The sequence below is a fragment of the Microbulbifer bruguierae genome, assembly GCF_029869925.1.
In the GTDB taxonomy this organism is placed as follows: domain Bacteria; phylum Pseudomonadota; class Gammaproteobacteria; order Pseudomonadales; family Cellvibrionaceae; genus Microbulbifer; species Microbulbifer bruguierae.
In genome coordinates, this window is sequence record NZ_CP118605.1 from 2,850,711 (window position 1) to 2,870,289 (window position 19,579).

Genomic DNA, 19,579 nt, shown 5'->3' on the forward strand with positions numbered 1-19,579 from the left:
TATCCGGGCACAAAAAAGGCCGGCAATCTGCCGGCCAAAGGGTTGGGTTGGCGCAATCTGCACCAGGCAGAAATCAGGGGGTCGCGGCGGCCTCCAGGGTCACCCCGGAATAGGTTCGATACGCGCGGATGCTGATATACCAGGTCCCGGCCGCCGGGCTGGTGAAACTACAGCTCTCGGTGTTGCCGTTCAGGTAGGGACGGCAATCGTAACTGCCGGTCGTGGGTTGGGCGCCGTAGCGCACGTAGAGGTCTGCGTCGCCGCTGCCACCGTACATATCCACATTCAGGTTGGAAATCCCGGAATCTACGTCCAGGGTGAAGTGCTGCCATCTGCGGCGGCTGTCGGAGAGGTTGGTTTCGATCCAGCCGCTGGCCTCGCCGCCACTGCTACCACCACTACTGCTGCTTCCACCGCTGCTACTACTGCTACTGCTGCTGCCCCCGCTACTGCTTCCGCCACCGGCGTAGGCAACGGCCGCGGCCGCGTCGACTATGCCCGAGCCACACTGGCTGCAACTGGCCGGGAAGCTGCGAGCGGTACTGGTAAGAATGCTCTCCACATCGTCTGGTCCAAGGGTGGTGTCCATGGAATAAATCAGCGCAGCGGCACCGGCGACATGGGGCGTTGCCATACTGGTGCCCTGGTAGTAGGCATAGACATCGCTGCCGGGAGTGGTGCTGCCGTTATTGAGTGTGGACAGAACGCCATTGGCCGCCACCGAGGTGTCGCCGCCAGGCGCCGCTACATCCACCACGCTGCCGTAGTTGGAGTACCAGGCGCGGCCGCCGCTGCGGTCCACCGAGGCTACGGTAACCACCCCGGAACAGTTGGCCGGCGTGGCACTGGAGGCGTTGGTGCTGGAGTTGCCCGCCGCCACCACTACCGTGGCGCCCAGACCGCGCGCCGTGTTGATGGCGTTCTGGGTGGTGGTACCGCAGCTGCCGCCGCCCCCCAGGGACAGGTTCAAGACCTTGGCCGGGTTGGGGTTGCTGGGTACCCCGGAGACCGACCCGCCCGCACTCCAGACAATGCCGTCGGCGATATCCGACGTGTAGCCACCACAGCGGCCCAGCACACGCACCGGAACCACCTTGGCTTTGTAGGCGACACCCGCTACCCCGCTGCCGTTGTCGGTTACCGCGGCAATGGTGCCCGCCACGTGGGTGCCGTGCCAGCTCGAGCTGGTAGCCTGCCAGCCGGAGTAACAGTCGTTGTTGAGCGTCCAGTCTCCGGGATCGGAGGGATCCGAGTCGCGGCCATTACCATCACGGGAAACAAAGGTGTCGGAAATCATGTCGTAACCCGGAAGGATATTGGCAGCGAGGTCCGCGTGGGGCAGGTAGCCGGTGTCGATCACCGCAACCACAATACCCTCACCCTGGGTGGTATCCCAGGCAGTGGGCAGATTCAGCCCCCCGGTGGACTCGTAGTAGTGCCATTGAGAGCTGTAATAGGTGTCATCCGGGGTGGCGAGCGCATGCATCATCAGATCGGGCTCCGCGTATTCCACCTCCGGATCCTGCTGCAAACGGCTGATGATGGCGTCCAGTTCGGTCTTGTCCGTGCGCTTCTTCAGCTTCAGCAGTTGCGCACCGGTCCCCAGGCGGCGCACGTGATCGAGGCCGTGGCCAGCGACATGGGCTGAGCGCTCCAGAGCGGTCTGTGACATGCTGCTTGCATTGGCGCCGGCCAGGGTATTTTTGTATTTGATAATGATGCGGTCGGTGACGACTTCTGCTTGCGCGACGGTCGTTGCCGAAAGCCCGGGTTCCACTGCCAGCGCGGAAAATGCAGTTCCGAGCAGCAGTGCCGATGCGCCGAAAAAGGCGCCGGCCCATTTGGTTGTCAGATGGATTGGTTTCATTGTTACTGATATCTCCTGAATATTGTGTTTGACAGGATCACCAGACCCGAAAGGGAAAGACGGCAGTGTCCCACCTGATGAGGGGCTTCCCTCCCCTTTAATCACTGAGGGGAAAGCCTGGCCTCGCCGGTTATCGATCTGCCGGGCGGACATCGCCGTTGCACAGGAAAACGGTTTGTTCCAAGAAATTTTCCTAATACCCGTCTATAACGGAGATAGTTGTCCGAACCTCATGGTCAGGGTCGGACAAAAATATGATTTACGCGACAAAATTAGGATGAATTTGGTAGTTTCACCGATAAATAAAAAATCTGTATAGCGGTGCATAAAATCCAAGAGAGTTAGCCGCCGCAGCTCCAAAGCTTTTTTCATTCTCCGGCCGCCTCGGGCGCAAACGCTTTCTGGTCTAATCCATAGTCGCTTCGGCGTTGCCTACGGCTTTTCGCTCTACATTCGTCGCTTGCATGACTTGGGTAATTCCAGCTTGGCGCTGGTTTCGCTATGCAGGGGGAAATAGCCCGGTCAGGTAGGTTTCCGGTTACTTCGATTGGCGAATCCGCTGGAGGTTGTCCAATTTTTCCTGCATTGCAATAATCCGGGACCCGGTCTCGCCGGCGCGAAGAGAGCGCGCCTGCGAGTACGCAGGCCGGGTCACAAAAACAATACAAGGAAACTGTTATGTCCACCGTCGCCAATCCCTATGCGTCTCCGCAAACGTCTGATCTGGATACAGGCCTCGATCACCAGCAAGTGAGCCCCAAATTTTTTGCATTCGATGGCCGGCTTGGTCGTATGCGGTTTGTTACTTACGGATTTTTGGGCGCCTTTCTGTTGATGGCCATTGGCGGTATTGCCGCCGCAATTCTGGTGCCGATCAACTTGACGTTGGGACTGATCGTCAACGGGATCACCGTGGTGTTCAGTGTGGTCTTCGGGCTTTCGGTGTATATCCGCCGCCTGCATGATCTCGGGCGATCCGGGTGGTGGTCGCTGCTGATGTTTGTGCCATTGCTGAACTTTATATTGATCATATATCTGCTGTTCTTTCCGGGCACCGATGGCATCAACAGCTTTGGCCCGCGGGTAACCCGCAATTCAACCGGCGTAATCGTGGCTTTTGTTCTGAGTATCGTGCTGGGCATCGCCTATATCGGCACAATCTTCGCGGTAGCCATCCCCGCGTACCAGGAATATGTGGAACGGGCGCAACAGGCGGGCTAAGTGTATCTCTGCGCCAGCGGCTGATGTCGGCTGGCAACGATAAAACCGAGCACCCCGAACACCGGGCCAGGCAGTAGCAGCCACACGGCTTCTGGCCCGGTCAGCTGAAACAGTGCGCTGACGCCGGTGATGGATACCACGGTAATGGCGAAACCGATCGAGTTCTGAATCGCCAGAGCCGCGCCCACCAGCTCCCGCGGGCAAGCGGTGGCAGACAGGGCGGAAAACTGCGGTGAGTCGGCAATCACCGCAGCGCCCCAGATGAGCAGCAGGATCACCAGTGTGGCTGCCGGCAAATGGTCCCAGAACACTGCAAACAACAGCGCGCAACTGCCGGATGCGGTCAGTGCCCCCAGCGCCACCCGGCTGCTGCCAATGTGCCGTGACAGCGCCCCGCCCAGCAGGCAGCCCACAGCTCCCGCCGCGATAATCGCAAACGACAGGCCCGAAATACCCAGCACAGGGTACTGCTCAACCAGCAGCGTGCTCGATACCAATAGCGGCACAATCGCCCAAAACGCATACAGCTCCCACATGTGCCCGAAGTAGCCCCAGGCGGCGGCGCGAAAGGCGGGGATGCGGAAGGCTTGCAAAACTGCCGGCTGGGTGAAACCGCTGCGCACAGGTAAAGCCTTGGATTTTGTGGGCTGAGGGAGGTGCGGGCCGTCGCCAAGCCGGTGGATCAGCAGCGCCGCCAGTACCGCCAGCAACGAGGACGCGGTGATGATCAGTTGCCACGGCAGTCCCGTACCCAGCTCCCGCAACCCGTGAGGCAGTGCCGTGCCGAGGGTCAGCATGGCCACCAGTTGCGCGAGCGCGGACCCGGCCCGCTCCGGCGCCCAGCTGACGACAAGTTTCATTCCCAGTGGATAAATACCCGCGAGACAGACGCCCACCAGAAAGCGAAACACCAGTGCGCTGCCCATTCCGTGGGAAAGCCATGCAAAACACCCGTTGAACAGTGCCCCTGCCAGCGCGCTGACCACAAACAGCCTGCTGGCGCGATAGCGGTCGGCGATACCGCCGAGGGCCAGCACCAGGGTGCCGAGAATAAAGCCCCCCTGTACCGCACTCGTCAGCCAGCCCACATCGGTGGTATCCACCTGCCAGCTGCGGGCGAGATCATCCGCCGCGCTGTTGGCGCTGAACCAGAGAGAGGTGCCAAATAGTTGCGCCGCGGCGATGGTGGTGACGGGTCTGAAATTATGCATGGAAACGTTTGCGGCGGTCTTTACCGTGTCTTTTTGTCAAAGCCCTGTGCGGACAGTTACACCAGGCGGTTACCTGTCGCTTTGCGCGTTGTTCTTGGCTTCGATCCAGCGGCTCATAAACTCTTCGGCGCGGTGCTCGGTACGCCGAAGAATGCGGCCCCAGATCTGGCGGTTGCGGTGGGCTTCCAGATTCGTCGCGATGGTTTCGAGTCGCTCGATAAATGCTGCCGCGTGGTGCGGGTAGGAAAACCCGCTTTCCAGTGCGCGTATACCGGCGTCCCTCGCGGCGAGCCACGCGGACGGGTTCTGATAAAGCTGCGCAGTGGTTGCGGCAAACTGCTCGGGGCTATCGCTGAGCGCATAGCTCCAGGCATTTTCAGCTGCCATGGACTCGGCGCCGATGGGGGTGGTGACCGTGGGCGTGCCGGTGAGCCAGCCTTCCAGAATCTTGCCCTTCTGCCCGGCGCCAAAGCGCAGCGGTGCCAGGTTCACCCGGTAGCGGGCCAGGGTTGCCAGCGCATCCTCGGTACGCCCGTGCACCCGAAACCCGGTTGCCGGATCACTGAGGCGATGCATGGCGTGATCCGAGTAGGCGCCGTACACGTGGCACTCCACTCCGGGCAGCAGTGGATGCAGCCGCGGCCACACCTGCTGCGCAAACCAGACGGTGGCATCGCGGTTGGGCGCGTGTTTGTAACCCCCGATCATTACCAGGTGCTGCCGTTGCTCGAAACCGGGCAGTGTTTCCGGGTCCGGTAGCGCCCGCACCAGAAACGGCAGGTAGTGCAGCTGCCAGTCCGGCAGGCAGAAGTGCTGTTTCAGCAGCTCCACCTCGACTTCCGAAATCATGATGGTGAGATCGCAGCGGGCCATGGCCGCCACTTCCCGCTCCGCGGTGGCATTGAACAGGTTCACCGGCTCACCGCTTTTCAGCGCCTGGTGGCGCGCCTCGCGCAGGCTGTGAAAATCGCTGGTGTCGAGCAGTGTGATGGCGTCTGGACATTGCGCCCGCACCCGCCAGCCAAACTGTTCCTCCATCACGAAGCGATCGTAAATCACCAGGGTCGGATCCAGCGTGCGAACCCAGTCGTCAAAGCTGGATTCATTCACCTCGATCTGGTGCTCTGCATAACCGGTCTTTGCCTGAAACGGCGTGGGCTGCGCCGGGCTGGCAATCTCCACCGCATAACCAGCCTCGGATAACAGATCGAGAATATCCAGTGTACGTCGACCGGCGGCGGTGGAGGCGGGTTCGGGCCACTGCTTGGCGATCAGTAGTGCGTGCTTCCTGTTCGTATTGCGGGACATCCGAGAATTATTCGATGTTCTGCACCTGCTCACGCATCTGCTCTATCAACACCTTGAGTTCTACCGCCGCCTGGGTGGTATCTGTCACCACAGATTTTGACGACAGGGTGTTCGCTTCACGATTGAATTCCTGCATCAGGAAATCCAGCCGGCGGCCGATGGCGCCGCCGTTTTTCAATACGCGGCGGGTTTCAGTGATGTGGGCGTCGAGACGGTCGAGTTCTTCATCGACATCGGCTTTCTGTGCCAGCAGGGCAATTTCCTGCTCGATGCGATCCCGGTCGATTTCCGTCAGCAGTTCCTGCAGGCGGGTGCGCAGTTTTTCGCGCTGATTTTCCAGTATTTGTGGCAGCAGTGCGCGGACTTCGGTGACCTGTTCGCCGATACTTTTGATGCGTGCCTCGATAAAGCCGGCCAGCTCCGCACCTTCGCGCTCGCGATTTTCCAGTACCTGCTGCAGGGCCTGGTTGAAGCTTTCGAAAATGGCATTGGACTGCTCATTGGTATCGGTTGCCGGCTCGGCGATCACACCCGGCCACTTGAGAATTTCCAACGGGTTGAGGGAGAGGCTGTCGGCGGCTGGGACGACCAGGTTGGCGGCTTTAATCAGTTCTTCCACCAGCGGCTGGTTTACCTGCAGTCGGGACGCTTCACCGACATTGGGCTTCAGCGTCAGGGTCATTTCCACCTTGCCGCGGTTGAGGGTTTTGCGCAGGGTTTCCCGCAGTTTCGGCTCCAGTGCCCGCGCTGCTTCCGGCAGGCGGAAATGGGGTTCCAGATAGCGGTGGTTGACCGAGCGCATCTCCCATATGGCCGTACCGGTGGAGTAATTGACTTCGGCGCGCCCGAAGGCGGTCATGCTGCGCACTTTGTTGTTGGCCATTCTGCCCTGCTCCGATAAAGGCTGCTCAGTGGGAAAGAGCGGCAAAGCATAGCACAGGGTGATTGCAGGATTTGACGGCTATAATGCCGGGCTTTTAGGGATTCTTTTAAATTCGAGGTGTTATATGCAGCGACCCAGTGGCCGCAATCCTGAACAACTGCGCGATGTGCGCATTACGCGCCAGTACACGCGCCACGCGGAGGGCTCTGTACTGGTGGAGTTCGGAGACACCAAGGTGCTGTGTAATGCATCGGTCGCGGCGGAGGTCCCGCGCTTCCTGCGCGGTCAGGGCAGCGGCTGGATCACGGCCGAGTACGGGATGTTGCCGCGTTCCACCGGTACCCGTATGGGGCGCGAGGCGGCACGCGGCAAACAGGGTGGGCGCACGGTGGAAATCCAGCGTCTTATCGGCCGTTCCCTGCGTGCGGCGGTGGATCTGAAACTGCTGGGTGAACACCAGATCACCCTGGACTGCGATGTGATCCAGGCGGACGGCGGCACCCGTACCGCGTCCATTACCGGGGCCTGTGTGGCGTTGGTGGATGCTCTGCGTTTTATGCAGCGGGAAAAAATGATCACCACTGATCCGCTGATCAATATGGTGGCGGCGATTTCGGTCGGTATATACCAGGGCCACGCGGTGCTGGATCTGGATTATCCGGAAGACAGTCATGCGGATACCGACATGAACCTGGTGATGGCCGAAGATGGCGGCATGATCGAGGTACAGGGTACTGCTGAAGGGGCGCCCTTCACCGAGCAGCAATTTGCCGAGATGCTGGCACTGGGTAAAGCGGGCATCCGGGAACTGATCGAGTTACAGAAAAAGGCATTGGCCGAATAACGCCTGCCTGGATAACCCCGGCCTTGCCCGCGTTACCACTGGTTGCGCGGGCAATTGCGGTCCCGCGCTCCCCGCCGCTCAGAAAGGCACTGATTGCCACCCCGGATTCCCTTCACCGACGTTCTGCGTATTAGGCTTCTCTCCGTAACCAGACCGGGAACACGGAAGACAAAGCCATGTATAAAAAATTGATGGCGGTACTGTTAGCGATGCCAGTGATGGCGGCCGGAGCGGCGGCCAGTGCGCAGGAAGTGGACACAGAATCACCGCAGAAAGCAAAACCCCACCACCAGCACTATCGAGAACCGGCGACAGACAAGCCGTCCCCAAGCGGCGCCCTGGCACCGCGGCTGCAGAACCTCGGCAAGCACACCTTCCCGACCAGCTGTAAGAACGAGCGCGCCCAGCGCTTTATCGATCAGGGGCTGAATCTCGCCTATGCATTCAACCACGCGGAGTCGGGCAGGTCTTTCCGTGAAGCCGCGCGCCTGGCTCCGGACTGCGCCATGACGTACTGGGGGCAAGCCCTGGTACTCGGGCCGAATATCAACGCGCCGATGAATCCCGAGGTTGAGGCGCAGGCGAAAGAACTGGTGCAGAAAGCCATGTCCCTGCGCAACACCGCGGATACCCGCGAGCGGGTGCTGATCGAGGCATTGGCGCTGCGCTACTCTGGCGACGCGGCGGACCGCGCCGCCAATGACCACAAATACGCCGAGGCCATGGCCAATGTCAGCAAGGCGTATGTGGATGATCTGGATATTGCCACGCTGTACGCGGAGTCGATGATGGATCTAAGGCCGTGGAATTACTGGATGCGGGACGGCACCCCCTATGAGGGCACTGAAGAGATTGTTGCGCTTCTGGAGTCGGTGATGGCGCGCAACCCGAAACATCCAGGCGCGCTGCATCTGTATATCCATCTGATCGAACCTACGGATCAACCGGAGCGCGCAGAAAAAGCCGCAGACACCTTGCGAGGTCTGATGCCCGGAGCCGGGCATATCGTGCATATGCCGGCGCATATCTATCAGCGGGTGGGGCGTTACGCGGACTCTGCCAGGACCAATGTCAGCGCCATCGCAGCAGACGAGGATTACATCAGTCAGTGCCGCGCCCAGGGCCTCTATCCCATGGCGTACTACCCGCACAATATCCATTTCCTGTGGTTTGCCACTACCGCCCAGGGCCGCAGCGCCGCGGCGATCGACGCGGCGAACAAGGTGGCAGAGCAGATTCCCGACGATGCGCTCGCGGCCATGCCCATGCTGTCGGGTTTCCGCGTGGTGCCCTATTGGGCGCTGGCACGCTTTGGAAAGTGGGACGACATTCTGGCGTTGCCAGAGCCGACCAACGATCTGTTTCTCAAAGGCGCCTGGCACTACGTGCGCGGTCTCGCGCAACTGGGCAAAGGTAATCTGAAGGCTGCGGAAACTGAATTGTCGGCAGTGAAAAAAATCGCCGCGGATCCGAAGCTGGATTACACCCTGTTCTCGCCCAATACCGCCGCCGGTATTCTCGCCATTGCACCGGAAGTTCTGGCGGGGGAGCTGGCGGCGGCCAGGGGCGATTACGACACCGCGGTGACACACCTGGATCGCGCGGTGCGCCTCGAAGACGGGTTGGTCTATACCGAGCCCTCGGAATGGCACTATCCTCCGCGGCTCGCCCTTGGAGCAGTGCTGTTAAAAGCGGGCAAGGCGAGCGAGGCGGAAACGGTGTACTGGCAGAATCTGGATCGATATCCGGACAACGGCTGGGCCCTGTTTGGGTTGAGCGAAGCGCTAAAGGCGCAGCGCAAAAACGATCAGGCGGCGCTGATTGAAACCCGTTTTCGCAAGGCCTGGCGCGATGCGGATGTAAAACTGAGCGCATCAAGGATTCAGTAGTGGCGCTTCGAGTGCGCAACAACGAGAAAGGCCGCACCTGGGTGCGGCCTTCATGTGCTGTACGCGTGAGTCCCGTCAGACTTCCAGATCGTAATCCATGATCACCGGCAGGTGACTGGAAAAGGTCACATTCTTATTGATGGCCCCGTATTCGATCTTGTTTTTCAGGGTCTGCGATACGATCTGCATATCGGTCCGCCAGCCGTCGCCCTTGCCCACTTCGCCACTGGGCCACCAGGTAAACTCGTCGGCATCCTTCACCACGCGGCGGAACGCATCGATGTAACCGATATCGTTGAACAGCTGGTCGAGCCAGCGCTGTTCGTGGCGCATGAATCCGGGGGTGTCCTGGTGGTCCTGCCAGTTCTGCACGTCGGCGCGGCGATGGGCCATGCCCCAGTTGCCGCAGAAAATAAAGTCGCGGCGTTTGCGGCTGATTTTGGCTAGGTGCGCCTGCATATCGTCGAAGAATTGTACCTTCACCTCCAGAGAGGCTTCGTCGGTGGCGACCGGTGCCAGCAGCGAGCCGACGCTCAGGCGCTCGAAATCCGCCTGCAGGTAGCGGCCGTACATATCGACCCCATTGGCGAAGCCCATACCGTAAATCAGCGCCTTGGGTTGCGCGCGGGTATAGATGGCGACACCGTTATCGTGGGGAGAGCCGGAATCAAAGAAGTAGCTGTAATAGCCGTCCGGATGGAAAATGGGGTGATCCAGTTCCGGTTCCAGTGAGCGTAGATCCTGCAGACAGATGATGTCTGCGTCCTGATCTGCCAGCCAGTCGTATAGCCCGCGCTGTGCAGCCTGGTGCACTCCGTCTACGGACAAACTCACTATTCGCATTATTAGCCCCTTACCAGCGGACTGTGTAAAATTGCAGTCTTTATTCGTCTGAACATTCTATGATTGCCGTACCCCATTCCAAGGGGCTCATCCTTCACCTTAGCCAATAGTTATCGAATTGCCATGCAGCAGTACCAGCGCGACTTTATTCAACTGGCCCTGGAGCACGATGTGCTCTGTTTCGGAGATTTTACGCTGAAATCCGGGCGCCAGAGCCCCTACTTCTTTAATGCCGGCCGTTTCCACAGTGGTGCGGCGCTCGCCGCTCTGGGCAATGCCTACGCGGAGGCGATTATTGCCTCTGGAGTGGAGTTTGATGTCATCTTCGGACCGGCCTACAAGGGCATCCCGCTGGGTGCGGTGACCGCGGTGGCGCTGGCGCAGAAAGGGGTTGATAAACCCTTCTGTTATAACCGGAAAGAGGCCAAGGACCACGGCGAGGGCGGAACCTTAGTGGGTGCGCCGCTTAAAGGCAAGGTTTTGATCATCGACGATGTGATTACGGCCGGAACTGCGGTGCGCGAGGTGATGCAGATCATCAAGGCGCAGGGTGCGGAACCTGCCGGTGTAGTGATTGGTCTCAACCGTCAGGAGAAGGCGGGAGACGACACCGATTTGTCTGCGATTCAGCAGGTAGAACGGGAATACAGTATTCCTGTGGTCGGTATTGTGGAACTGGACGATATTATCTCCTATCTTAAAGCGGAGGCCGCCAGTGAAACTTTACTGCAGCAAATTATCGACTACCGCACGCGCTACGGCGTGAGTGCTCAGGGCTAGCAGCTCCGGGTATTAATCAAGTGGTTGCCAGGGTGTCAGTGCGGTAGTGTGAGCGTTGAGCTACGAAGGCTGAGGTACTAAGGATTGGTATCAGCGGTCAGAAACTGAATGAATGACATAAAATAATGACGAGGCACGCGTGAAAACCGCAATTGCGCTGGCGCTGGCTGGCGCTCTTCTGACAGTGGATGTTGTCGCTGCAGATCGAGATTGGGACGGCAAAAAGCTGTACCGCTACACCAATGAACACGGCGTACAGGTGCTGGATGACCGTGTGCCCCCCCGCTATGTGGCTGGCGGATACGAAATCCTGACACCAACAGGGCGCGTGCTGAAAGTTGTGGAGCCTGCGCTGACCGGCCGCCAGCTGGCAGAAAAGCAGCGTCGCGAAGCCCGCGCCGCGGCGGACCTGCAACTCCTTAAGCGCTACAACAGCGTTGCCGACATCGAATCTGCGCGCAACCGCAAGCTGGCCATGGTGCAGCAGGACATGGCCATCCTGCGCTCCAATATCGCCTCCCTTGAGCGTCAGATCGAAAACGAAGAAGCCGTCGCTGCCCGCACCCAGCGCAATGGTGAAACCATTTCCCAGGAACTGCTGGCGCGGATCGACAATCTGCGTGAGGAAGCGAAAGTGGTGAGTGAGCGACTGTTACTGCGCGAGAAAGAAGCGGTGACGATCAATCAGGAATTTGATCAGGCCAGCAGCCGTTATCAGGAATTGGCCGGCAATTAAGCCGGCTTTCGATTTCGCTCGGGCTGCTTTCCCTGCCCGGGGCTGTCTTTCCCCCGCTCAGGGGTACCTTTCCCGCTCAGGGCTGTTTTAGCCTAGCCGTTCTGCGCCGCCAGTGCGCTTTCCCGAAAGAAACCCGCCACCAGAACCGGCCATTGCTCGGCCCAGTGTTCGGTCGGTCGGCGCTTGAAGCCGCTGCGGACGTACTGGACGATCCGGCCCTCGGCGCTGGCCAGCAGCAGGTTGGCGGCCGCGGTCAGGGGAATGGCGGGGCGCAGCTGCTCGCGCAGTTCGGCTTCGCGCAGGATCTGCTTGAGCTGGGTTTCCAGGCGGTCGAACAGTTGCAGGATACGGCCGTGCAGGCGTTCAGTTTCCCCGGTGAGTGCATCGCCGGTGAGCAGGCGGGTGATGCCCGGGTTGCGCTCGCAGAACGCCAGCAGCAAGTGCAGGATTTTCTGGCAGCGAGCCAGAGCGCTGGGCTCGTCCTGCAGGATGATCTTGATGCGGCTGAAGATAGTCTCTTCGATGAACTCGATCAGACCTTCAAACATTTTGGATTTGCTGGGGAAGTGGCGGTAGAGCGCCGCCTCGGAAAAACCGACTTCTTTGGCCAGCGCGGCGGTAGTGATGCGGGCGCCGGGGCTGGCCTCCAGCATGTGGGCCAGGGCCTGAAGTATCTGCTGGCGCCGATTGATTTTTTCGCTGCTCATTGACTGCCTATACCCGGAAAATTCAGCCGGGAACTGATTTTGTTTTGATGCCGGTGTTGTTGTCTTTGTAAGCCTTACAGCATTTGAACCAGTGTCAGGGTGTCAGAAGCCCGTGTTCTGTCGCTGAAAAGCACCATTGCCGGCGGCAGAATCCTAACGATTCGCCGCCACCGCATCAATTGTTAGTGACTGTTAACATCTGGAATGTGACGAAAGTCACGCGCGTGCCGTTGTTACTGGTTTAGTTATTGGCCAGGTTGCGCGCTCAGGTTGCTATTGGTGATCAGGGTGCCGACGCCGGTATCGGTGAAGATTTCCAGCAGTACCGCGTGGGGTACACGACCATCGATGATGTGCGCGGAGTTCACGCCGGCTTTTACCGCGTCCAGGGCACAGGCGATTTTTGGCAACATGCCGCCATAAATGGTGCCGTCGGCGATCAGGCCGTCCACTTCCAGAGTGGAGAGGCCGGTGAGCACCTTGCCTTCCTTGTCCTGCAGGCCCGCCACATTGGTCAGCAGCATGAGTTTTTCCGCCTTCAGGTATTCGGCAATTTTGCCCGCTACCAGGTCGGCATTGATGTTGTAGGACTCACCGCCCTTGCCCACGCCGATGGGAGCGATTACCGGAATAAAGTCGCTGTTGATCAACATGTCGATCACGCCGGTATCCACACTTTCCACTTCGCCCACGTGGCCGATATCGATGATCTCGGAGGCGTGCAGACCTGCACTGTCTTCCTGCCTGCGCAGTTTTTTCGCGCGGATCAGCAAGCCGTCCTTGCCGGTGACACCTACGGCGCGGCCCCCGTTTTTGTTGATCAGATTGACGATCTGCTTGTTTACGGTACCGCCGAGTACCATTTCCACCACGTCCATGGTTTCGCTGTCGGTTACCCGCATGCCATCCACGAACCGGGATTCGATATTGAGTTTGTTCAGCAGGTCGCCGATTTGCGGGCCGCCACCGTGCACCACTACCGGATTCATACCCACCAGTTTCATCAGGATCACGTCGCGGGCGAAGCTGTTCTGCAGTTCCTCGTCCACCATGGCGTTGCCGCCGAATTTAACCACCACGGTCTTGCCGATAAAGCGCTGGATATAGGGCAGTGCTTCATTGAGAACCTGCGCGACGCGCAGGGCGGACTTTTGATCCAGAGACATAGCGTTTTCCTTACTGCTGCTTGCTGTCAGTGTGGGCGGATCGGCCCGGGCCTACCTGTCAGGGTAGTGCCAGGGCGGGATCGAGTTGCTGAAGTTGTGAGGCGACCTGGTCGCGGATTCTGGCCAGCGCGCTTTCATCGTCGGCTTCAAAGCGCAGGGTCAACGCGGCGGTCGTATTGGATGCGCGTACCAGGCCCCAGCCATCGGCGAATTCTATCCGCAGACCGTCGATGGTGTTGAGGTCTGCATTGCCGAAATTGGCTTCTTTGCGCAGGCGGTCGATGAGGGCAAATTTGTCCCCTTCGGCCACCGGTATCAGGATTTCCGGCGTGTTGACCTTGTGGGGCAACGTGTCGAGCAGCTCGTCGAGGCTTTGTTCCCGCAGGGCCATGATTTCGAGAATTCGCGCGGCAGCGTAGGCGCCGTCGTCGAAGCCGTACCAGCGATCCTTGATGAAAATGTGCCCTGAAAGTTCACCGCCGAGTAGCGCACCGGTTTCCCGCATTTTGGTTTTCATCGGCGCGTGGCCGGTTTTCCACATCACCGGGCGTCCGCCGTACTGGGTGACCAGCTCCGCCAGTGCCCGCGTGCTTTTTACATCGAATACGATATCGGAGCCGGGGTGGCGCGCGAGAATATCCCGGGCCAGCAGCATTACCAGCTGGTCCGCCCACACGATACGGCCGCTGCCGGTCACCAGGGTAAGGCGGTCGCCGTCGCCATCGAGGGCGATACCCAGGTCGGCGTTCTCGCTGGCTACCGTCTGGATCAGATCCTGCAGGTTTTCGACCCGCGACGGATCCGGGGCGTGATTGGGGAAGTTTCCATCCACCTCGCAATAGAGGGGTTTTACCAGGCAGCCCAGCTGCTCGAAAAGTTCTGGCGCCAGTTCGGAGGTGGCGCCGTTGCCGGCGTCGATGACGATGTGGGGCTGACCGGCGAGAGCGACGTCGTTGAAGATCTCGTCAATATAGGTTTCGCGAATATCCTGGTTGCTGTGGCTGCCTTTACCAGAGGCAAATTCACCGGACTCCATCAGCGCGCGGAGGTCCTGCAGTTTTTCTTCCGCCAGCGGGCGGCCGTTCATTACGACCTTGAAACCGTTGTATTCCGCGGGATTGTGGCTCGCGGTTACCATCACGCCGCTGCTGGTGTTCTTGCCCTTCGCGCAGGCGAAATAGAGTAAGGGCGACGGCACCAGCCCCAGGTCTACCGCACTGCAGCCGCTCTCGAGAATGCCTTCAACCAGGCAATCCCGCAGCAGCTCGCTGCTATTGCGCCCGTCGCGACCGACCAGCAGTAGCTCTTCCCCCGCCTGCAGCGCGATGGTGCCCAGTGCCCGTCCCAGCTGGTAGGCGAAAGGCTCGTTGAGCTCTTCACCGGCGATGCCGCGGATATCGTAGGCGCGGAATACATGAGCCGGGATCTCAGTACTGGGAGTGCGCATCAGTTCCTGTCGGGAAGCGACTTCGATCTCCGGCACGGCTGCAGCAGTGGTTGCCGCCGCAGCAGGGGGCTTATCCAGATCCGCCTTGCTGAGACTTTGTCTGGCCGGCGTGCCACCTTTGCGGCTGGTCCTTTCCCAGGGTGCCGCATTGCCCTCGGCGGGCAACCATTTCCACAGTGCAAACAGGCTGGCGAGCAGTCCCGCCAGCGCCAGTCCGTAGATCCAGCCCGGGGCAATACTATGGCTGGCGGCATATGCCGGTGACGGGGTGAAGGAAATGTTCAGGTAAGAACCGGCAACAGGGGCGCTGACGCTGGCGCCGCCGCTCGGGAGGGCGGGTGAGCTCCACAGGCCCCGCGGCGGTCCATCCGGAAACCGCTGGCTGACGGCAATGGTGCCTGGGCTGCTATCCAGCTGCTGCAGTGCGCTCCTGAAAACCGAGAAGGGCTGGCTGATCAGCAGCGCGCCATCGTTTTGCGCCCGTGCGCTGTACAAGCGCCATTGGCGATCCGCGTTTTGCAGGAATTCCGGCTTCTGCGAGCCCTGTTCCAGGCTGCGCTTCAGCAGGTCGAGCTGGGCGAAATCCAGGGGCGGATTGCCGGCGCCAACATGTAGCTTATCGGCAGCGAAAAATTGTAGTGAAGCCTGGGCCGGAGCAACGGTGTTGCCGGTGCCAGGGTTGTACTGCGTGGCCAGCGTGTCCAGCTGTTGCTGGCGCCGGGTAAAAAACTGCTGCAGCTGCCGTGCGTAGGACTCCACGGTCTGCAGTGCTGCCTGTTGCACGCTGTCCACATTGTGCTGGTCGATCAACTTCACCTGTAGCAGGTGGCTGCCGCCGAGCCATACCGCCACAGCCAGCAGTGCGGGCAGCGTCAGGCCGCGGTGCCACAGCGGCCTTTTCTGTATTTGCGCTTGTGATGCCACTAAATTCCCCAGACCAGAGTTCAGTCTTGTTCAGTATTTGCTGAATCTTGTGCGTTGTTGTGTCGTTATTGTTGATTCTTGTCGTGCAGGCCAGCTCAGTTGTGCGGAAATGCCCGCGCGGCGATCAGCGCCACCAGCTCTGCCGCCAGCTCCGTTTTCAGGGCCGCGGGCAGCGGCTGCTGGCCGCTGTGATCGATCACCATGACTTCATTGCGGTCGCTGTTGAAGCCCCCTTCCGGGTTGCTCACATCATTGGCAATGATCATATCCAGATTCTTGCGCGCCAGCTTTTGCGCGGCGTGCTCGACCACTTTTTCCGTCTCCGCCGCAAAGCCCACGACGAAGGGGCGCCTTTCCACGCGGGCGGCAATGGTGGCGACGATGTCCGGGTTCTTCACCAGTGTCAGTGCATCGCTGTCGTTGCCGTCTTCCTTCTTTATTTTCTGCGTAGCGATGACCGCGGGGCGGAAATCCACCACCGCGGCGGCGGCGATAAACAGGTCGCAGTCATCTGCAGCTTGTTCGGCGGCCTTCAGCATGTCGTTGGTGCTGACCACGTCGACCCGCTGTACGCCGGCGGGGGTGTCCAGCCGCACGGGGCCGGCAATCAGGGTGACATCGGCACCTGCACGCGCGGCGGCGGCGGCGATGGCGAAACCCATTTTCCCGGAGCTGTGGTTGCTGAGGTAGCGCACCGGGTCCAGCGCTTCGCGGGTGGGGCCGGCGGTGATCGTGACCTTTTTGCCTTTGAGGCTCTGTGTGGGGGCGATGATGCGTTCCAGTCCCGCGGCAATATCCAGCGGTTCCAGCATTCGCCCGGGCCCCACGTCGCCACAGGCCTGGCTGCCGGCGGCGGGACCGAGCAGGCTAACGCCCCGGGTCAGCAGTGTTTGCACATTGGCCTGGGTCGCGGGGTGGCGCCACATGGCCTGGTTCATGGCGGGCGCCAGGATCAGCGGCGCTTCGCTGGCAAGACACAGGGTGGTGAGCAGATCGTCGGCAATACCGGTGGTCAGCCTGGCCATCACGCTGGCGCTGGCGGGGGCGATGAGGATGGCATCGGCCCACTTGGCCAGCTCGATGTGCCCCATGGCGGCTTCCGCGGCGGGGTCGAGCAGGTCGGTGTGTACCGGGTTGCCGGACAGGGCCTGGAAGGTCAGCGGTCGCACGAATTCCTGGGCGCCGGCGGTCATGACAACGCGCACGTTGGCGCCGCGGTCCTGGAGCCTGCGTACAAGGTCGGCGCTTTTGTAGGCGGCGATGCCGCCGGTGACACCCAGCAATATCCGTTTGTCGGCCAGTGAAGGCATATTCTGTGTTTCCGAAACTCTGCGAGCCGGTAAGATTACCACTTTAGGGTGGCGGGCAGTATGGTCCTTAGGGCACAAGCGCGCGCACTGTGGTACTGGTTCGCAAAGGAAGCGAGCGTTCACTTTCAGGGAGGGGAAGTATGGCGATTACGGACTGGCCGGCGCAGGAGCGGCCGCGGGAAAAGTTACTGGCGCGGGGGGCGGAGGCGCTGTCCGATGCGGAGCTACTGGCGATTTTTCTGCGCACGGGGTTGCCGGGGGTGTCGGCGGTGGATCTTGCGCGGCAGTTGCTGGCAGATTTTGGCGGCCTGCGGCCGTTGCTGGAGGCAGAGCGCAGGGACTTTTGCGCTGGTAAAGGGTTGGGGGATGCGAAGTTTGTGCAGTTGCAGGCGGTGCTGGAGATGGGCCGCCGGCACCTGGCGGAAGATCTGAAACGCGCGGATGCGCTGACCAGCCCGCAGGCAGTACGTGACTATTTATCCGCACAGCTGCGCCATCGCACGCGGGAGGTGTTCTGCTGTCTGTTTCTCGACAGCCAGCACCGGGTGATTGCCTATGAGGAACTGTTCGAGGGGACCCTGAACGCGGCGAGCGTATACCCCCGCGAAGTGGTGCAGGCGGCCCTGGCCAGAGGGGCTGCGGCAGTGATACTTGCCCACAATCACCCTTCCGGGGTGAGTGAGCCCAGCCAGGCCGATATTCATATCACCCAGCGGTTGAAAGACGCACTGGCGCTGGTGGACATTCGGGTGCTGGATCATTTGATTGTTGGGGAGGGGGGCGGATGCTCTTTTGCCGAGCGGGGGCTAATTTGATCTGCCATCGCGGTGCCTCGTAGTTGCGCTAGTGGCGGCACCCTGCCGTCGCGTCGGCGAATATGCTTTGTGGCGTTCGTTAGGGTGGAGCTGTAGTCGGTTTTCGTGCCATCGACCGAAAGTGTCTGTCCAGACAGTAAAAACATTGATCAAAACTTGCCCCACCCAGGGTGTTCTGGTATAAAACGCCGCTCTTTGCGGCCGGGCCAGATTCTGTACAGATCCCGCGGTCGCGCTGGATACCGAATTTCGTCCCTGCCCCGCCCCAGAGCAGAGGGCAAGAGAGTTTTTAAGAGGCCAATCAGATGTCTAAGGTATGTCAGGTAACCGGCAAGCGCCCGGTAACCGGAAACAACGTTTCTCACGCCAAAAACCGCACCAAGCGTCGCTTCGTGCCGAACCTGCAGTCCCACCGTTTCTGGGTGGAAGCAGAGAAGCGCTTCGTTAAGCTGCGCGTATCCGCCAAAGGCATGCGCGTAATCGACAAGAAAGGTATTGATACCGTTCTGGCTGAGCTGCGTAAGCGCGGCGAGAAAGTTTAATTGCTGCTTTAACAGCAGATTGGAGATAGAACAATGCGTGACAAGATTCGCCTGAATTCCAGCGCCGGCACCGGCCACTTCTACACCACTGACAAGAACAAGCGCAACATGCCTGAGAAAATGGAGATCAAAAAATACGATCCCGTTGTTCGCAAGCACGTTATGTACAAGGAAGGCAAAATCAAGTAATTGATTGCCTGACTGTTCGCGAAAAAGCCCGGTTTTCCGGGCTTTTTTGTGTCTGGAGCTCAGATCAATGCCCGAACTACCAGAAGTAGAAACCACCAAACGCGGTCTGGCCCCCCATCTGGAAGGCTGCAAGGTAACGCGCTGTGAAATCCGTCAGCACAGTCTGCGCTGGCCGGTGGACAGTGACTTTGCGGAAAAGATAAAAGGCGCCCGTATCCAGCGTCTGGATCGCCGCGCCAAATATCTGCTGGTGGAAACCGACAAAGGCCTCGCCATCTGGCACCTGGGTATGTCCGGTAGCCTGCGTATCGTCGACGGCAAACTGCCGCCGCAAAAGCACGATCATATCGACTGGCTCCTCGACAGCGGTCAGCGCCTGCGCTTCCACGACCCCCGCCGCTTCGGCGCCCTGCTGTGGACCACCGAAGACATCGCGGAGCACGAACTCATCGCCCATCTCGGCCCAGAACCCCTCAGCGAAGAATTTCACAGCGACTACCTGTTCAGCGTCGCCCGCGGCCGCAAAGCCCCGGTAAAAAGCTTCATCATGGATGGTCGGATCGTTGTTGGTGTCGGTAATATCTATGCCAGCGAAGCGCTGTTTATGGCCGGTATCCGCCCCCAGACACCTGCGGGCAGTATTTCCCGTCCGCGCTACGAGCGCCTGGTGGAAGCCATCAAAACCGTGCTGGCGGCAGCCATCGAACAGGGCGGCACCACGCTCAAGGATTTCGTCGGTGGCGACGGCAAACCCGGTTACTTCGCCCAGCAGCTCAACGCCTATGGCCGCGCCGGTCAGCCCTGCCGCCACTGTCCCGGGACCATTCGCGAACAGATCATCGGCCAGCGCAATACCTTCTTCTGCCCCCGCTGTCAGCGCTAACCAGCGTCTGGCTG

18 protein-coding genes are annotated in these 19,579 nt (G+C 60.1%); 9 read left to right on the top strand and 9 right to left on the bottom strand.

Going from position 1 to position 19,579, the window contains the following annotated elements:
• Positions 1-73: 73 nt before the first annotated feature.
• Entirely contained in the window at positions 74-1,867 is a 1,794-nt protein-coding gene (locus PVT68_RS11880) for a S8 family peptidase (RefSeq protein WP_280318312.1), read from the bottom strand.
• Positions 1,868-2,545: 678 nt separating this feature from the next.
• Between PVT68_RS11880 and PVT68_RS11885 the strand changes: the two genes are divergently transcribed.
• Positions 2,546-3,088 (top strand): DUF805 domain-containing protein, encoded by a 543-nt coding sequence (locus PVT68_RS11885; RefSeq protein ID WP_280318314.1) that lies wholly within the window; start codon positions 2,546-2,548, stop codon positions 3,086-3,088.
• Here PVT68_RS11885 and PVT68_RS11890 read toward each other — a convergent pair.
• From PVT68_RS11890 to PVT68_RS11900, 3 genes are all read right to left on the bottom strand, one after another.
• Positions 3,085-4,299, bottom strand: coding sequence for an MFS transporter (locus tag PVT68_RS11890; RefSeq protein WP_280318316.1), 1,215 nt, complete (start codon positions 4,297-4,299; stop codon positions 3,085-3,087). The two genes, PVT68_RS11885 and PVT68_RS11890, sit on opposite strands and share 4 nt — an antisense overlap.
• A 69-nt stretch (positions 4,300-4,368) precedes the next feature.
• Positions 4,369-5,607 carry a glycosyltransferase gene (locus PVT68_RS11895; protein WP_280318318.1) on the bottom strand — a complete coding sequence of 413 codons (1,239 nt, stop codon included), beginning with the start codon at positions 5,605-5,607 and terminating at the stop codon, positions 4,369-4,371.
• A gap of 7 nt (positions 5,608-5,614) precedes the next feature.
• Positions 5,615-6,490 (bottom strand): YicC/YloC family endoribonuclease, encoded by an 876-nt coding sequence (locus tag PVT68_RS11900; protein ID WP_280318320.1) that lies wholly within the window; start codon positions 6,488-6,490, stop codon positions 5,615-5,617.
• A 124-nt stretch (positions 6,491-6,614) separates the two neighbouring features.
• Here PVT68_RS11900 and rph point away from each other — a divergent pair, with 124 nt between their 5' ends.
• Positions 6,615-7,334: a ribonuclease PH gene (gene rph / locus PVT68_RS11905; protein WP_280318322.1), complete on the top strand. Its 720-nt coding sequence runs from the start codon at positions 6,615-6,617 to the stop codon at positions 7,332-7,334.
• A gap of 176 nt (positions 7,335-7,510) precedes the next feature.
• Positions 7,511-9,223, top strand: a complete 1,713-nt coding sequence (locus PVT68_RS11910) for a tetratricopeptide repeat protein (RefSeq protein ID WP_280318324.1) — start codon at positions 7,511-7,513, stop codon at positions 9,221-9,223.
• Positions 9,224-9,298: 75 nt separating this feature from the next.
• Here PVT68_RS11910 and PVT68_RS11915 read toward each other — a convergent pair whose 3' ends face one another.
• Positions 9,299-10,066 carry an exodeoxyribonuclease III gene (locus PVT68_RS11915; protein WP_280318326.1) on the bottom strand — a complete coding sequence of 256 codons (768 nt, stop codon included), beginning with the start codon at positions 10,064-10,066 and terminating at the stop codon, positions 9,299-9,301.
• A gap of 123 nt (positions 10,067-10,189) precedes the next feature.
• On the opposite strand from PVT68_RS11915, the gene pyrE reads away from it, so the two are divergent.
• Together pyrE and PVT68_RS11925 are read left to right on the top strand one after the other, a co-directional pair.
• A complete protein-coding gene (pyrE, locus tag PVT68_RS11920) occupies positions 10,190-10,846 on the top strand; it encodes an orotate phosphoribosyltransferase (RefSeq protein WP_280318328.1) in 657 nt (218 codons plus the stop codon).
• A 139-nt stretch (positions 10,847-10,985) separates the two neighbouring features.
• Entirely contained in the window at positions 10,986-11,582 is a 597-nt protein-coding gene (locus PVT68_RS11925) for a hypothetical protein (RefSeq protein WP_280318330.1), read from the top strand.
• A gap of 92 nt (positions 11,583-11,674) precedes the next feature.
• Here the strand turns inward: PVT68_RS11925 and slmA are convergent, their stop codons facing one another.
• The 4 genes from slmA to coaBC form a co-directional block, all read right to left on the bottom strand.
• Positions 11,675-12,289, bottom strand: a complete 615-nt coding sequence (gene slmA, locus PVT68_RS11930; RefSeq protein WP_280318332.1) for a nucleoid occlusion factor SlmA — start codon at positions 12,287-12,289, stop codon at positions 11,675-11,677.
• 245 nt (positions 12,290-12,534) lie between these two features.
• A complete protein-coding gene (gene argB, locus PVT68_RS11935; RefSeq protein ID WP_280318334.1) occupies positions 12,535-13,455 on the bottom strand; it encodes an acetylglutamate kinase in 921 nt (306 codons plus the stop codon).
• A 58-nt stretch (positions 13,456-13,513) separates the two neighbouring features.
• Positions 13,514-15,826, bottom strand: coding sequence for a phosphomannomutase/phosphoglucomutase (locus tag PVT68_RS11940; protein ID WP_280318336.1), 2,313 nt, complete (start codon positions 15,824-15,826; stop codon positions 13,514-13,516).
• Positions 15,827-15,921: 95 nt separating this feature from the next.
• A complete protein-coding gene (coaBC, locus tag PVT68_RS11945) occupies positions 15,922-17,136 on the bottom strand; it encodes a bifunctional phosphopantothenoylcysteine decarboxylase/phosphopantothenate--cysteine ligase CoaBC (protein WP_280318338.1) in 1,215 nt (404 codons plus the stop codon).
• 140 nt (positions 17,137-17,276) lie between these two features.
• On the opposite strand from coaBC, the gene radC reads away from it, so the two are divergent.
• From radC to mutM, 4 genes are all read left to right on the top strand, one after another.
• Positions 17,277-17,951, top strand: a complete 675-nt coding sequence (radC, locus tag PVT68_RS11950) for a RadC family protein (protein WP_280318340.1) — start codon at positions 17,277-17,279, stop codon at positions 17,949-17,951.
• Between the two features lie 305 nt (positions 17,952-18,256).
• On the top strand, positions 18,257-18,493 hold the full coding sequence (gene rpmB / locus PVT68_RS11955) for a 50S ribosomal protein L28 (RefSeq protein WP_280318342.1): 237 nt from the start codon (positions 18,257-18,259) through the stop codon (positions 18,491-18,493).
• A 33-nt stretch (positions 18,494-18,526) separates the two neighbouring features.
• A complete protein-coding gene (gene rpmG, locus PVT68_RS11960) occupies positions 18,527-18,682 on the top strand; it encodes a 50S ribosomal protein L33 (RefSeq protein WP_066960071.1) in 156 nt (51 codons plus the stop codon).
• 67 nt (positions 18,683-18,749) lie between these two features.
• Positions 18,750-19,565 carry a bifunctional DNA-formamidopyrimidine glycosylase/DNA-(apurinic or apyrimidinic site) lyase gene (gene mutM / locus PVT68_RS11965; protein WP_280318347.1) on the top strand — a complete coding sequence of 272 codons (816 nt, stop codon included), beginning with the start codon at positions 18,750-18,752 and terminating at the stop codon, positions 19,563-19,565.
• The last annotated feature ends 14 nt before the right edge of the window (positions 19,566-19,579 follow it).

What these genes read in the sequence shown, in the direction of transcription:
- PVT68_RS11880 (WP_280318312.1), bottom strand. Translation starts at nt 1,867, where the DNA reads ATGAAACCAATCCATCTGACAACCAAATGGGCCGGCGCCTTTTTCGGC.
- PVT68_RS11885 (WP_280318314.1), top strand. Translation starts at nt 2,546, where the DNA reads ATGTCCACCGTCGCCAATCCCTATGCGTCTCCGCAAACGTCTGATCTG.
- PVT68_RS11890 (WP_280318316.1), bottom strand. Translation starts at nt 4,299, where the DNA reads ATGCATAATTTCAGACCCGTCACCACCATCGCCGCGGCGCAACTATTT.
- PVT68_RS11895 (WP_280318318.1), bottom strand. Translation starts at nt 5,607, where the DNA reads ATGTCCCGCAATACGAACAGGAAGCACGCACTACTGATCGCCAAGCAG.
- PVT68_RS11900 (WP_280318320.1), bottom strand. Translation starts at nt 6,490, where the DNA reads ATGGCCAACAACAAAGTGCGCAGCATGACCGCCTTCGGGCGCGCCGAA.
- rph (WP_280318322.1), top strand. Translation starts at nt 6,615, where the DNA reads ATGCAGCGACCCAGTGGCCGCAATCCTGAACAACTGCGCGATGTGCGC.
- PVT68_RS11910 (WP_280318324.1), top strand. Translation starts at nt 7,511, where the DNA reads ATGTATAAAAAATTGATGGCGGTACTGTTAGCGATGCCAGTGATGGCG.
- PVT68_RS11915 (WP_280318326.1), bottom strand. Translation starts at nt 10,066, where the DNA reads ATGCGAATAGTGAGTTTGTCCGTAGACGGAGTGCACCAGGCTGCACAG.
- pyrE (WP_280318328.1), top strand. Translation starts at nt 10,190, where the DNA reads ATGCAGCAGTACCAGCGCGACTTTATTCAACTGGCCCTGGAGCACGAT.
- slmA (WP_280318332.1), bottom strand. Translation starts at nt 12,289, where the DNA reads ATGAGCAGCGAAAAAATCAATCGGCGCCAGCAGATACTTCAGGCCCTG.
- argB (WP_280318334.1), bottom strand. Translation starts at nt 13,455, where the DNA reads ATGTCTCTGGATCAAAAGTCCGCCCTGCGCGTCGCGCAGGTTCTCAAT.
- coaBC (WP_280318338.1), bottom strand. Translation starts at nt 17,136, where the DNA reads ATGCCTTCACTGGCCGACAAACGGATATTGCTGGGTGTCACCGGCGGC.
- radC (WP_280318340.1), top strand. Translation starts at nt 17,277, where the DNA reads ATGGCGATTACGGACTGGCCGGCGCAGGAGCGGCCGCGGGAAAAGTTA.
- rpmB (WP_280318342.1), top strand. Translation starts at nt 18,257, where the DNA reads ATGTCTAAGGTATGTCAGGTAACCGGCAAGCGCCCGGTAACCGGAAAC.
- rpmG (WP_066960071.1), top strand. Translation starts at nt 18,527, where the DNA reads ATGCGTGACAAGATTCGCCTGAATTCCAGCGCCGGCACCGGCCACTTC.
- mutM (WP_280318347.1), top strand. Translation starts at nt 18,750, where the DNA reads ATGCCCGAACTACCAGAAGTAGAAACCACCAAACGCGGTCTGGCCCCC.